The organism is Erwinia aeris (assembly GCF_041224955.1).
Taxonomy (GTDB): Bacteria; Pseudomonadota; Gammaproteobacteria; order Enterobacterales; family Enterobacteriaceae; genus Erwinia; species Erwinia aeris.
Map to the genome: position 1 here is coordinate 438,839 of NZ_JBGFFX010000002.1, position 12,759 is coordinate 451,597.

12 protein-coding genes are annotated in these 12,759 nt (G+C 57.8%); 11 read left to right on the plus strand and 1 reads right to left on the minus strand.

Annotation, left to right across the window (positions count from 1 at the left end):
- Nucleotides 1–80 precede the first annotated feature (80 nt).
- On the minus strand, nucleotides 81–563 hold the full coding sequence (locus tag AB6T85_RS05770) for a zinc ribbon-containing protein (protein WP_253454916.1): 483 nt from the start codon (nucleotides 561–563) through the stop codon (nucleotides 81–83).
- 241 nt (nucleotides 564–804) lie between these two features.
- On the opposite strand from AB6T85_RS05770, the gene leuS reads away from it, so the two are divergent.
- The 11 genes from leuS (at nucleotide 805) to dacA (ending at nucleotide 12,717) form a co-directional block, all read left to right on the plus strand.
- Nucleotides 805–3,387, plus strand: a complete 2,583-nt coding sequence (gene leuS / locus AB6T85_RS05775) for a leucine--tRNA ligase (protein ID WP_301252592.1) — start codon at nucleotides 805–807, stop codon at nucleotides 3,385–3,387.
- A gap of 14 nt (nucleotides 3,388–3,401) precedes the next feature.
- Entirely contained in the window at nucleotides 3,402–3,995 is a 594-nt protein-coding gene (lptE, locus tag AB6T85_RS05780; protein WP_301252591.1) for an LPS assembly lipoprotein LptE, read from the plus strand.
- Nucleotides 3,992–5,023 carry a DNA polymerase III subunit delta gene (gene holA, locus AB6T85_RS05785; protein WP_301252590.1) on the plus strand — a complete coding sequence of 344 codons (1,032 nt, stop codon included), beginning with the start codon at nucleotides 3,992–3,994 and terminating at the stop codon, nucleotides 5,021–5,023. The genes lptE and holA overlap by 4 nt, the downstream gene beginning before the upstream one ends.
- Nucleotides 5,016–5,675: a nicotinate-nucleotide adenylyltransferase gene (gene nadD / locus AB6T85_RS05790; RefSeq protein ID WP_253454920.1), complete on the plus strand. Its 660-nt coding sequence runs from the start codon at nucleotides 5,016–5,018 to the stop codon at nucleotides 5,673–5,675. The genes holA and nadD overlap by 8 nt, the downstream gene beginning before the upstream one ends.
- A gap of 161 nt (nucleotides 5,676–5,836) precedes the next feature.
- Nucleotides 5,837–5,986, plus strand: a complete 150-nt coding sequence (locus tag AB6T85_RS05795) for a hypothetical protein (RefSeq protein ID WP_369894992.1) — start codon at nucleotides 5,837–5,839, stop codon at nucleotides 5,984–5,986.
- Between the two features lie 397 nt (nucleotides 5,987–6,383).
- Nucleotides 6,384–6,701, plus strand: a complete 318-nt coding sequence (gene rsfS, locus AB6T85_RS05800) for a ribosome silencing factor (RefSeq protein ID WP_253454921.1) — start codon at nucleotides 6,384–6,386, stop codon at nucleotides 6,699–6,701.
- A gap of 3 nt (nucleotides 6,702–6,704) precedes the next feature.
- Nucleotides 6,705–7,175 (plus strand): 23S rRNA (pseudouridine(1915)-N(3))-methyltransferase RlmH, encoded by a 471-nt coding sequence (gene rlmH, locus AB6T85_RS05805; protein ID WP_253454922.1) that lies wholly within the window; start codon nucleotides 6,705–6,707, stop codon nucleotides 7,173–7,175.
- 28 nt (nucleotides 7,176–7,203) lie between these two features.
- Complete coding sequence (gene mrdA / locus AB6T85_RS05810; protein ID WP_369894994.1) at nucleotides 7,204–9,108, plus strand: peptidoglycan DD-transpeptidase MrdA; 1,905 nt, start codon at nucleotides 7,204–7,206, stop codon at nucleotides 9,106–9,108.
- A 2-nt stretch (nucleotides 9,109–9,110) separates the two neighbouring features.
- Nucleotides 9,111–10,223, plus strand: coding sequence for a peptidoglycan glycosyltransferase MrdB (mrdB, locus tag AB6T85_RS05815; RefSeq protein ID WP_253454924.1), 1,113 nt, complete (start codon nucleotides 9,111–9,113; stop codon nucleotides 10,221–10,223).
- Between the two features lie 9 nt (nucleotides 10,224–10,232).
- Nucleotides 10,233–11,372, plus strand: coding sequence for an endolytic peptidoglycan transglycosylase RlpA (gene rlpA / locus AB6T85_RS05820; RefSeq protein ID WP_253454925.1), 1,140 nt, complete (start codon nucleotides 10,233–10,235; stop codon nucleotides 11,370–11,372).
- 133 nt (nucleotides 11,373–11,505) lie between these two features.
- Nucleotides 11,506–12,717 carry a D-alanyl-D-alanine carboxypeptidase DacA gene (gene dacA, locus AB6T85_RS05825; RefSeq protein ID WP_253454926.1) on the plus strand — a complete coding sequence of 404 codons (1,212 nt, stop codon included), beginning with the start codon at nucleotides 11,506–11,508 and terminating at the stop codon, nucleotides 12,715–12,717.
- The last annotated feature ends 42 nt before the right edge of the window (nucleotides 12,718–12,759 follow it).

Below are 12,759 nucleotides of genomic sequence, written 5' to 3' on the forward strand. Positions count from 1 at the left end.
AAAGGCCCGGCGCTTTAAATGGAATTCGACCCAGGATCTGCCGCGCGGGCAGTAAAGCAGCCCGCGCGTTTACCTGCTGCTCAGGGTTCAAAAGCCTGACGCTGAAACTGATCGTTGCCGCATTCCGGACAGCGCGTCAGCGTTTCCGGCGTATAGATAGCTCGGGTAAACTGGCATTTTTCGCAGACCAGATTGCCCAACCCGACCACCTCGCCGCTCTGATAAACGCCGTGATGATTTAAATCCTGGAAAACCTCGCGCCACTCCAGCTGGCTCTTGTCGGTGATATCCGCCAGTTCTTTCCAGACGCTTTCCCGAATAACCCGCATAAAAACGCTGTCGCCGCTGTCCGCCTGATTTTCCGTATAGCTGCGGGCGAACTCTTCCAGATCGCGGCGCACGGCGCGGGTAACGTCGTCAATCTGACTGCGCGTCAGTTCGCCGCGATTATTCATGCGCTGCCGGGCGGCCTCCACCAAAGCATCAATATCATGCTCGCCTTTATTAATTCTCTCGGTCAGAGAGGAAACCAGTTCACGATAATACTGAGCAACCTTGTTCATTTTATCTCCTGAGCGTGCCGATATATGCTTCATTCAGTTTAGCGCTAAACGGATTATTGCAGCGGGACGGCGGTGAAATTTGCCTGCCATCTTCCAGCTTGCAGAGAAATGCCCGTTGTCGGGGCGGTTACTGTTGTTGCGCCGGGGGCGGATCAGCTATGCTATGCGGATCTGAACGAACATTAAGCCCGGCGCGACTCACCAGGTGCCCGGCGCTATTTACAAAGGACCACTGGCTGCCATGCAAGAGCAATATCGCCCGGAAGAGATAGAATCCCGTGTTCAACAGCACTGGGACGAGAAGCAAACCTTTAAAGTCACCGAAGAGGAAGGCAAAGAGAAGTACTACTGCCTCTCCATGCTGCCCTATCCTTCTGGCCGCCTACATATGGGCCACGTGCGTAACTACACCATCGGCGACGTGATCTCCCGCTATCAGCGCATGTTGGGCAAAAACGTGCTGCAGCCTATCGGCTGGGATGCGTTTGGCCTGCCTGCCGAAGGCGCCGCGGTAAAAAACAACACCGCGCCAGCGCCGTGGACCTACGACAATATCGCCTATATGAAGAACCAGCTTAAGCTGCTGGGCTTTGGCTATGACTGGAGCCGCGAACTGGCAACCTGCCAGCCGGAATACTATCGCTGGGAGCAGTGGTTCTTCACCAAACTGTATGAAAAAGGCCTGGTCTACAAAAAAACCTCCGCCGTTAACTGGTGCCCGAATGACCAGACCGTGCTGGCTAACGAACAGGTTATCGACGGCTGCTGCTGGCGCTGCGACAGCAAGGTCGAGCGTAAAGAGATCCCGCAGTGGTTTATCAAAATCACCGCCTATGCCGACGAGCTGTTAAACGATCTGGACACGCTGGAAAGCTGGCCTGAGCAGGTCAAAACCATGCAGCGCAACTGGATTGGCCGCTCCGAAGGCGTGGAAATCACCTTTGACGTCAAAGACAGTGAAGAGAAGCTGACCGTCTATACTACGCGTCCGGATACCTTTATGGGCGTGACCTATCTGGGTGTTGCTGCCGGTCATCCGCTGGCCATCCAGGCCGCAATGAACAACCCCGTGCTGGCGGATTTCATCGCTGAATGCCGCAACACCAAAGTCGCCGAAGCAGAAATGGCGACAATGGAGAAAAAAGGCATGGCGACCGGTCTGTTCGCCACCCATCCGCTGACCGGCGAACAGCTGCCGGTGTGGGTCGCCAACTTCGTGCTGATGGAATACGGCACCGGCGCAGTGATGGCCGTTCCGGGCCACGATCAGCGTGACTGGGAGTTTGCCACCAAATACGATCTGCCGGTGAAGCCGGTTATCCTCAATGCGGACGGCAGCGAGCCGGATCTGAGCGCGGCAGCAATGACCGAAAAAGGCACGCTGTTCAACTCCGGCGAATTCGACGGCCTCTCCTATGAAGAAGGCTTTAACGCCATCGCCACCCGCCTGGCGGAGAAAGGCGTGGGTGAGCGCAAGGTCAATTACCGCCTGCGCGACTGGGGCGTTTCCCGTCAGCGCTACTGGGGCGCGCCAATCCCTATGGTAACGCTGGAGGACGGCACGGTTATGCCGACGCCGGAAGATCAGCTGCCGGTGATCCTGCCGGAAGATGTCACCATGGACGGCATCACCAGCCCGATTAAAGCCGATCCCGAGTGGGCAAAAACCACCGTCAACGGCCGGCCGGCGTTGCGTGAAACCGACACCTTCGACACCTTCATGGAGTCATCCTGGTACTACGCGCGCTATACCTGCCCGGATTTCGACAAAGGGATGCTGGATCCGGCTGCGGCCAACTACTGGCTGCCGGTCGATCAGTATGTAGGCGGCATCGAACACGCGATCATGCACCTGCTTTACTTCCGCTTCTTCCACAAGCTGCTGCGCGACGCCGGTCTGGTCAGCTCCAATGAGCCAGCCAAACGCCTGCTCTGCCAGGGCATGGTGCTGGCTGACGCCTTCTACTGGCTGGGCGCCAACGGCGAGCGCAACTGGGTATCGCCGGTTGACGTAACCGTCGAGCGCGACGAAAAAGGCCGCATCGTGAAGGCCACCGACGAAGCGGGCCACGAGCTGGTGTACGCGGGCATGAGCAAAATGTCCAAGTCGAAAAACAACGGTATCGATCCACAGGTCATGGTCGAGCGCTACGGCGCGGATACCGTGCGTCTGTTTATGATGTTCGCCTCTCCGGCCGAAATGACGCTGGAATGGCAGGAGTCCGGCGTGGAAGGCGCTAACCGCTTCCTGAAGCGCGTGTGGAAGCTGGTCTTTGAACATACTGCGAAAGGCCCGGCTGGCGCGCTCGACCTGAACAGCCTTAATGAAGATCAGAAGTCGCTGCGTCGCGATCTGCACAAAACCATCGCTAAAGTCTCGGACGATATTGGCCGTCGCCAGACCTTTAACACCGCCATCGCCGCCATTATGGAGCTGATGAACAAACTGGCGCGCGCGCCGCAGGAAGAGCCGCAGGATCGGGCGCTGATGCATGAAGCGCTGCTGGCCGTCGTGCGTATGCTCTATCCTTTCACCCCGCACGCCTGCTTCACCCTGTGGGAAGCGCTGGGCGGCGAAGGCGAAGTGGATAATGCGCCGTGGCCGCAGGCTGACGACGCCGCAATGGTAGAGGATTCTCTGCTGGTGGTGGTGCAGGTAAATGGCAAGGTTCGCGGCAAGATCACCGTTCCGGCGGATGCGACTCAGGAGCAGGTGCAGGCGCGTGCCGCACAGGAGCATCTGGTCGCAAAATATCTTGATGGCGTAACTATTCGTAAAGTGATTTACGTTCAGGGCAAGCTGCTTAACCTGGTCGTGGGTTAATGTCAGGAGGAAGCGTGCGACAGATTATCTCTTTGCTTATCGCCGGGCTGGTGTTGCTTACCGCCGGCTGTGGCTATCACCTGCGCGGAACCACGTCGGTTCCGCACGAAATGAAAACCATGATCGTGGATACGGGCGATCCGTACGGGCCGCTGGCGCGTGCCGTTCGTGAGCAGCTGCGTCTTAACAACGTAACCGTGCTGGAAAAACCGGGCCTGCGCAAAGACGTGCCGTCGCTGCGTCTGGGGACGGAAACTCAGGGACGCGACACCGCGTCTATTTTCCAGGATGGTAAAACCGCCGAGTACTCGCTGGTGATGACCGTTAACGCGCAGGTATTGATCCCGAATAAAGGCATCTATCCGCTGAGCGCCACGGTTTATCGCTCCTTCTTTGATAACCCGCTGGCGGCGCTGGCGAAAGATTCCGAGCAGGACATCATCATCAGTGAAATGCGCGTGCAGGCTGCCCAGCAGCTGGTGCGTAAGCTGCTGACCGTCCACGCGGCGGAAAACGACAGCTCCGTCAATACGCTGGGGAATTCACCGCCTGCGATTGACCAGACTTCATCGCGCGCTGTTTTACCAGATAGCTCTTACGCCAGATGATCAGGATCTATCCTGAACAGCTTGTCGCGCAGCTCCGTGAGGGGCTGCGCGCCTGCTATATTCTGAGCGGTAATGAACCGCTGCTGCTGCAGGAGGCGCAGGATGCCGTACGAGCCGGCGCCCAGCAGCAGGGCTTCACCGAACATTTCAGCGTCGCGGTCGATCAACAGACCGACTGGGACGCCATCTATTCAACCTGTCAGGCGCTCAGCCTGTTCGCCAGCCGCCAGACGCTGCTTTTATCGCTGCCGGAAAACGGCCCGAATGCCGCGATAGCGGAAAAGCTGCTGACGCTGTCCACGCTGCTGCACGAGGATATTCTGCTGCTGCTGCGCGCGCCTAAACTGACCAAAGCTCAGGAAAACAGCGCGTGGTTTAAAGCGCTCAGCGTCAACGCGGTTATCGTGCCCTGTCAGACGCCCGAGCAGGCTCAGCTGCCTCGCTGGGTAAACGCGCGCGCGAAAAGCATGCGGCTGACGGTGGACGATGCAGCCGTGCAGCTGCTCTGCTACTGCTACGAAGGCAATCTGCTGGCGCTGTCGCAGGCGCTGGAACGCCTTTCGCTGCTCTGGCCGGACGGCAAATTAACGCTGCCCAGAGTGGAACAGGCGGTTAATGACGCCGCCCATTTTACGCCCTTTCACTGGGTGGATGCGCTGCTGGCCGGCAAAAGCAAGCGGGCGCAGCATATTTTGCGCCAGCTGAAAGCGGAAGAGAGCGAGCCGGTGATCCTGCTGCGCACGCTGCAAAGAGAGCTGCTGACATTGCTGACGCTACAGCGGCAAATGCAGCAGGCGCCGCTGCGCACGCTGTTTGACCAGCATCGCGTCTGGCAGAACCGTCGCCCGCTGTTTACGGAGGCCCTGCAGCGGCTGACGGCGAAACAGCTGGCGCAGGCGGTGAGGCTGCTGACGCGTATCGAACTGACGATCAAGCAGGATTATGGTCAGGCTGTCTGGCGCGAGCTGGAAACGCTGTCGCTGCTGCTCTGCACCACTGCTTTTCCCGAGACCTTCTGCGATGACTGAACCGGCCACGCTCCAGGCGCTGTTTGGCGGCACCTTCGATCCTGTCCACTACGGCCATCTTCGCCCGGTGGAAACGCTGGCCGCCCGGCTTGGCCTGCAAAAGATTACCCTGTTGCCCAACAACGTGCCGCCCCATCGCCCTCAGCCGGAAGCCTCTCCGGCCCAGCGCGTAAAAATGCTTTCTCTGGCTATCGCTAATAATTCACTTTTTGATATCGACCAGCGCGAATTACAGCGTCAGACTCCCTCGTGGACGATTGATACATTAATTGAGCTTCGCCGGGAGCGTGGAGAACAGCAGCCGCTGGGGTTTATTATCGGTCAGGATTCCCTGCTGACGCTGCATAAATGGCATCGCTGGCAGGAGCTGCTGGATTATTGCCATCTGCTGGTTTGTAAACGTCCCGGCTATGCCGAAAACATGGCCACGCCGGAACAGCAGCACTGGCTTGACACGCACCGCACAGAAGATATTTCGCGGCTGCATCATTTTCCCGCCGGATCGGTTTTTCTTGCTGATACGTTGCTGCTGCCGATTTCCGCTACCGAGATCCGGCAACGCCGCCGCGCCGGCCTTTCCTGCGACGGGATGCTGCCAGAGGCAGTGATTAACTGGATAAACCAGCAAAATCTTTATCCGGCACAAAAATAATTATTTCGTTCATAACGCTGCTTTATATCCCTTAAATAAAGCAGCGGATTTTGTACGAAGCTGATTCAGCCTTTTTACAGAATGCCTTTCCTTTTTTATCAAGCCTTTACTTTTAGCAAAACTTGTCCTTCTTATAAGCGCATTGGATTAAAGCGGCTGGCATGGTGCCTGGTTTCGGCGTAACGGCGCAGGTCATCAACGGTCGTGACGAGTGCGGCGGCAGCGCCCTGCCCATCTACCGGGAAATGAACTGGGATTACAACGCAAAAAATCCGGGCGGCAAAAGCTACGCCTGTAAGCGGGTAGGTTAGCAAACGCCTTATAGCGCCTTCAAAAAAGGCGACTATACCGAATGCGTTAAAATGCATTTTCCCGCCCTGGTGATAACCGACAAATAACCGTTAACGGCATAAAGCTACAACTTCGTTAACACAGGCGGAAGAGCCGTTGCGCGCTTGCGCTTTTTTCTTTCTGTCGACGGCCGTACCTCTGCGGCCGTCATCTCTTCTCCGGGGCAACTATCGGCCCGGCAGCCATTGACTCTCAGCCGGGGGCTGTTATTCTCCGCTGCCATGTTTTTTACCCGGCGGCTACACAAGCTCACAATTATTCGACTCAGGAACGTGGATCTTCCGCGCCGACGTGGGATAATAGCGCTTCCGCCTGGCGGACAGACATCTCATTCAACCGTATTCAGAGGGGAACCTTTTGCAAGGTCAAGCACTCCAGGAATTCGTCATCGATAAAATTGACGATTTGAAAGGCCAGGATATTGTCACTGTTAACGTACAGGGCAAATCCAGTATCACCGACTGCATGATTATCTGTACCGGTACCTCAACGCGCCATGTCGCCTCTATCGCCGATCACGTGGTGCAGGAATCGCGCGCGGCGGGGCTGAAGCCGCTGGGCGTTGACGGCAAAGCCGCCGCCGAGTGGGTGGTGGTCGATCTGGGCGATGTGATCGTCCACGTGATGCAGGAAGAGAGCCGTCGTCTCTACGAACTCGAAAAGCTCTGGAGCTAATCCGTGAAGCTGCAGCTGGTTGCCGTCGGCACGAAAATGCCTGACTGGGTGCAAACCGGATTTATGGAATACCTGCGCCGTTTTCCCAAGGATATGCCGTTTGAGCTGACTGAAGTGCCGGCCGGCAAACGCGGGAAGAACGCCGACATCAAACGCATTCTGGAAAAGGAAGGCGAAATGATGCTGGCGGCGGTGGGCAAAGGCAACCGCATCGTGACGCTGGATATTCCGGGGCAGCCGTGGGAAACGCCGCAGCTGGCGACGCAGCTGGAGCGCTGGAAGCAGGACGGCCGCGACGTCAGCCTGCTGATCGGCGGCCCGGAAGGCCTGGCGCCCGCCTGCAAGGCTGCCGCCGAGCAGAGCTGGTCGCTCTCCACGCTGACGCTGCCTCACCCTTTGGTGCGCGTGCTGGTGGCGGAAAGCCTTTATCGGGCATGGAGTATTACCACTAATCACCCTTACCATCGCGAATAGCCCTTAACTGGACAGATTAACGCAGCGGATGAAATTACAACGTAACGCCTTTCGTGACTATACCGCCGAGCAGACGCTGTTTGTTCGGCGGGCAATGATCGCTTTTTTCGGCATCTTACTGCTTTCCGGCATCCTGGTAGCTAATCTCTATCATCTGCAAATTATCCGCTACACCGATTACAGTACCCGCTCCAACGAAAACCGCATCAAGCTGGTGCCTGTCGCGCCAAGCCGCGGCATTATTTACGATCGTAACGGTACGCCGCTGGCGCTGAACCGCACTATCTATCAGATTGAGCTGGTGCCCGAGAAGGTCGAAAACCTCGAAAAAACGCTGCTGGCGCTGCGCCCGGTGGTCGACCTGACCGATGAAGATATCGTCACCTTTGAAAAAGAGCGCAAGCGTTCGCGCCGCTTTACCTCTATTCCGGTAAAAACCGGGCTGAATGAGGTGCAGGTCGCACGTTTCGCGGTGAATCAATACGCTTTTCCCGGCGTGGAAGTCAAAGGCTACCAGCGCCGCTACTATCCTTACGGCTCAGCCCTCACCCACGTGCTGGGCTATGTTTCCAAGATCAACGATCGCGACGTTGAGCGACTGGATAAAGAAGGCAAATGGCCTAACTACGCGGCCACGCACGATATCGGCAAGCTGGGCATAGAGCGCTACTACGAGGATATGCTGCACGGCAAAACCGGCTATGAAGAGGTCGAGGTCAATAACCGTGGCCGCGTGATCCGCCAGCTACACGAACAGTCGCCGCAGGCGGGTCAGGATATCTGGCTGACTATCGATCTCAAGCTGCAACAGTATATCGAAACGCTGCTGGCGGGCAGCCGCGCCGCCGTGGTGGTAACCGATCCGCGCAGCGGCGAAATCCTGGCGATGGTTTCCATGCCCAGCTACGATCCGAACCTGTTTGTCGACGGCATCAGCAGCAAAGATTACAACAAGCTGCTGAAGGATCCGAACCGCCCGTTGATTAACCGTACGACTCAGGGCGCCTATCCGCCAGCCTCCACGGTAAAACCCTATATTGCCGTTTCGGCGCTTTCCGCCGGCGTAATCAATAAAAACACCAGCCTGTTCGATCCGGGATGGTGGCAGCTGCCCGGCTCTGAAAAACGCTTCCGCGACTGGAAGCACTGGGGCCACGGCCACCTTAACGTCACCAAATCGCTGGAAGAATCCGCCGATACCTTCTTCTATCAGGTCGCCTACGATATGGGCATCGACCGGCTTTCCGAATGGATGGGTAAATTTGGCTACGGCCATCTTTCCGGTATCGATCTGGTGGAAGAAACCGCCGGCAACATGCCGACCCGCGAATGGAAAATGAAGCGCTTTAAAAAACCCTGGTATCAGGGCGACACCATTCCGGTAGGTATCGGCCAGGGCTACTGGACGGCCACGCCGGTGCAGATGAACAAAGCGATGATGATCCTGATTAACGACGGCATCGTGCGTACGCCGCATCTGATGATGGCCAACAAGGTGAATAACGTTACCGTGCCGTGGAAGCAGCCGGCGATCCCGCCGGTCGCCGATATTCATTCCGGCTACTGGGAAATCGCCAAGGACGGCATGTATGGCGTAGCCAACCGACCTAACGGCACGGCGCGCAAAAGTTTTTCCGACGCGCCTTATAAAATCGCTGCCAAGTCAGGAACGGCGCAGGTATTCGGCCTGAAAGAGAACGAAACCTATAACGCCCATAAAATTTCCGAACTGCTGCGCGACCATAAGCTGATGACCGCTTTTGCGCCTTACGATCATCCTCGGGTAGCGGTGGCGATGATCCTGGAAAACGGCGGCGCGGGGCCAGCGGTCGGCACCATTATGCGGCAAATTCTCGACCATATTATGCTCGGGGACAACAATACCAACCTGCCAGACGCCGCTCCGGTGCCGTCTGGCTATGAAGGCGAATAACCATGAACGATCGGCACCAGAAAAGCACTATCTGGACGAGGATCCACGTCGACCCGACCTTTTTTATTCTGATTTCCGCCCTGCTGGTTTACAGCGCGCTGGTTATCTGGAGCGCCAGCGGCCAGGATCCGGGCATGATGGAGCGCAAGCTGGGCCAGATTGCGATGGGCGTGGTGATCATGCTGGTCATGGCGCAGATCCCGCCGCGCGTTTACGAAGGCTGGGCGCCCTATCTTTACATCCTTTGTGTGATCCTGCTGATAGCCGTGGACGCTTTCGGCCATATCAGTAAAGGCGCGCAGCGCTGGCTGGATCTGGGCGTGGTGCGCTTTCAGCCCTCGGAAATAGCCAAAATAGCCGTGCCGCTAATGGTGGCGCGCTTTATCAACCGCGACGTCTGTCCGCCCACGCTTAAAAACACCGCGATTGCGCTGGTGCTGATCTTTATGCCCACGCTGCTGGTGGCGGCGCAGCCCGATCTGGGAACGGCTATCCTGATCGCCTCCTCCGGCCTGTTTGTGCTGTTTTTATCAGGCATGAGCTGGAAGCTGATCCTCGTGGCCGTGATGCTGGTCGCCGCCTTCATTCCGGTGCTCTGGTTCTTCCTGATGCACGACTACCAGCGCGACCGCGTCATGATGCTGCTGGATCCGGAAAGCGATCCGCTGGGCGCGGGCTACCATATTATTCAGTCCAAAATCGCTATCGGCTCCGGCGGGCTGCGCGGCAAAGGCTGGCTGCACGGCACCCAGTCGCAGCTGGAGTTTTTACCCGAGCGTCACACCGACTTTATCTTTGCCGTGCTGGCCGAAGAGCTGGGCCTGGTCGGCGTGCTGGTGCTGCTGGTGCTCTATATTCTGGTGATCATGCGCGGCCTGCTGATGGCGGCCAGAGCGCAAACCACCTTTGGTCGCGTGATGGCAGGCGGCCTGATGCTGATCTTCTTTGTTTATGTCTTTGTGAATATTGGCATGGTCAGCGGTATATTACCCGTGGTCGGCGTCCCGCTGCCGCTGGTAAGCTACGGCGGCTCCGCCCTGATTGTTCTGATGGCCGGGTTTGGCATTATTATGTCGATCCATACCCACCGTAAACTGTTGTCGAAAAGCGTTTAAGAGGCTTATATGCGTAAGGATTGGCTCTGGATTAGTCTGGCAGCGGCGCTGCTGGCAGGCTGTGTTACTGAACAACAGCAGGCACCGGTTACACAGCAACAGCAAACCTATAACGGCCCGGTCGTTGAAATCGGCGGCGTCGAGCCGCGCTACGAGCCGTTAAGCCCCAATGCCAACCAGGATTATCGGGTCAACGGCCAGAACTACCGCATCGTCACCGATCCGTCTAATTTCAGCGAAACCGGGCTGGCCAGCTGGTATAGCGAATCGGCCGACGGCAGCCGCACGGCGATTGGCGAGCAGTACGATCCGCAGGCGCTGACGGCGGCGCACCCTACTCTGCCGCTGCCGTCCTATGTGCGCGTCACCAACCTGGCGAACGGACGACAAATCGTGGTGCGGGTCAACGATCGCGGGCCTTACAAGCCGGGCCGCATTATCGATCTGTCCAAAGCGGCGGGCGATCGCCTGAATATTTCCAATAACTCCCGCGTGAAGGTGGACTTTATTAAGGTCGCGCCGGACGGCTCGGTTTCCGGCCCCGGCACCATCGGCACCACGGTCGCGAAACAAAGCTACGCGCTGCCGCCTCGCCCGGATCTCAGCGGCGGCATGGTGGTAATGGGCGGCGCGGCGGCGGCACAGGGCATGACAAGCGCGCAGGAAAGCACCGGCGCCTCGTCTTCTGAACAAACACCGCCTGACGTCCGGCCCGTGGATAACAGCACGCTCAGCAGCGACGACAACCTGGGCGCGCCGGTACGCAGCAGCGGCTTTTTAGGCGCGCCGCAGCCGTTGGCCAATGGCGTCCTGGAAGGCAGCGAGCCTGCACCAGCGGAACCGGCACCGGTGCCGACTCAGCCAGCCCCTGTCTCGGCGCCAGCCGCAGCGACTTCGGCACCGGCCGCAGCCGGAACGGCCTTTACGGTGCAGGCGGGCGCGCTGAAAGATGGCGCACGCGCACAGCAGCTGGCGGCCTCGCTGAGCAAACAATTTGGCGTGCCGGGCAGCGTTGACGCGCGCGGCGGCGTTTATCGCGTGCAGCTGGGGCATTTTACCTCGCGTCAGCAGGCGGCAGCGCTGCAGCAACGGCTTGCCAGCGAAGCCAACCTCACCTCTTTCGTGACCACGGCAGCTGGCAAAATGTGATAACGATCCGGCAATCCATCTTTACCTGGCGTTACGCTGTATGAGCCAGGTAAAGACGGATGCCGCTCCGAAATGCATTTGCTATAGTGAGTCACTTTTTTTTAACTTAGCCATGGATGTTGTTGTCCCCGACATGAATACTCTGACCTCTTCCCAACTGTTCAAACGCCTGACGGCAGGTTCGCTGATCGCCCTCAGCCTTACCGCCTTCGCCCACGCTGAAGACGTGAACATCAAAACCATGATCCCGGGCGTGCCGGATATTGATGCCGAAGCCTATGTGCTGATCGATTACAACTCTGGCAAAGTGCTGGCGGAGAAAAACGCCGACGCGCGCCGCGATCCGGCCAGCCTGACAAAAATGATGACCAGCTACGTGATTGGCCAGGCGGTCAAAGCGGGCAAAATTCATCAGGATGATATGGTCACCGTGGGTAAAGATGCCTGGGCGACCGGCAACCCGGTGTTTAAAGGCTCTTCGCTGATGTTCCTGAAGCCGGGCGATCGCGTGCCGGTTTCGCAGCTGACTCGCGGTATCGTGCTTCAGTCCGGCAACGACGCCTGTGTGGCGATGGCCGACTATGTCGCAGGCAGTCAGGACACCTTTGTCGGCTTGATGAATAACTACGTTAAGGCGCTGGGTCTGCAAAATACCCATTTCCAGACCGTACACGGCCTGGACGCCGAAGGTCAGTACAGCTCGGCGCGCGATATGGCGCTGATCGGCCAGGCGCTGATCCGTGACGTGCCGGATGAGTACTCGGTCTATAAAGAAAAAGATTTCACCTTTAACAATATCCGCCAGACCAACCGCAACGGCCTGCTGTGGGATACCAGCCTGAACGTTGACGGCATCAAAACCGGCCACACCAATGCGGCAGGCTATAACATCGTCGCTTCCGCGACCGAAGGCCAGATGCGTCTGATTTCGGCCGTGCTGGGTGGACGTACCTTTAAAGGCCGCGAAGTAGAGAGCAAAAAGCTGCTGACCTGGGGCTTCCGCTTCTTTGAAACCGTGGCGCCACTGAAAGCCGGTAAAGAGTTCGCCTCCGAGCCGGTGTGGTTCGGCAACAGCGACCGCGTGCAGCTGGGCGTGCAGAAAGACGTTTACCTGACTATCCCTCGCGGCCGCATGAAGGATCTGAAAGCCAGCTACACGCTGAGCAACACCGAACTGCACGCGCCGCTGGCGAAAAACCAGGTGGTCGGCACCATCAACTTCCAGCTGGACGGCAAAACCATTGAGCAGCATCCGCTGGTGGTGCTGAACGATATGCCGGAAGGCGGATTCTTCGGCCGTATCGTTGACTACATCAAGCTGATGTTCCATCACTGGTTTGGCTAAATCTGTCGCGTTCCGCGCTTGATTTCGGCCTGAATGGCCCGC

Excerpts from the sequence above, each read along its gene's own strand:
- AB6T85_RS05795 (WP_369894992.1), top strand. The coding sequence starts at position 5,837 with ATGGTGCCTGGTTTCGGCGTAACGGCGCAGGTCATCAACGGTCGTGAC.
- holA (WP_301252590.1), top strand. The coding sequence starts at position 3,992 with ATGATCAGGATCTATCCTGAACAGCTTGTCGCGCAGCTCCGTGAGGGG.
- mrdB (WP_253454924.1), top strand. The coding sequence starts at position 9,111 with ATGAACGATCGGCACCAGAAAAGCACTATCTGGACGAGGATCCACGTC.
- rlpA (WP_253454925.1), top strand. The coding sequence starts at position 10,233 with ATGCGTAAGGATTGGCTCTGGATTAGTCTGGCAGCGGCGCTGCTGGCA.
- mrdA (WP_369894994.1), top strand. The coding sequence starts at position 7,204 with ATGAAATTACAACGTAACGCCTTTCGTGACTATACCGCCGAGCAGACG.
- nadD (WP_253454920.1), top strand. The coding sequence starts at position 5,016 with ATGACTGAACCGGCCACGCTCCAGGCGCTGTTTGGCGGCACCTTCGAT.
- dacA (WP_253454926.1), top strand. The coding sequence starts at position 11,506 with ATGAATACTCTGACCTCTTCCCAACTGTTCAAACGCCTGACGGCAGGT.
- AB6T85_RS05770 (WP_253454916.1), bottom strand. The coding sequence starts at position 563 with ATGAACAAGGTTGCTCAGTATTATCGTGAACTGGTTTCCTCTCTGACC.
- leuS (WP_301252592.1), top strand. The coding sequence starts at position 805 with ATGCAAGAGCAATATCGCCCGGAAGAGATAGAATCCCGTGTTCAACAG.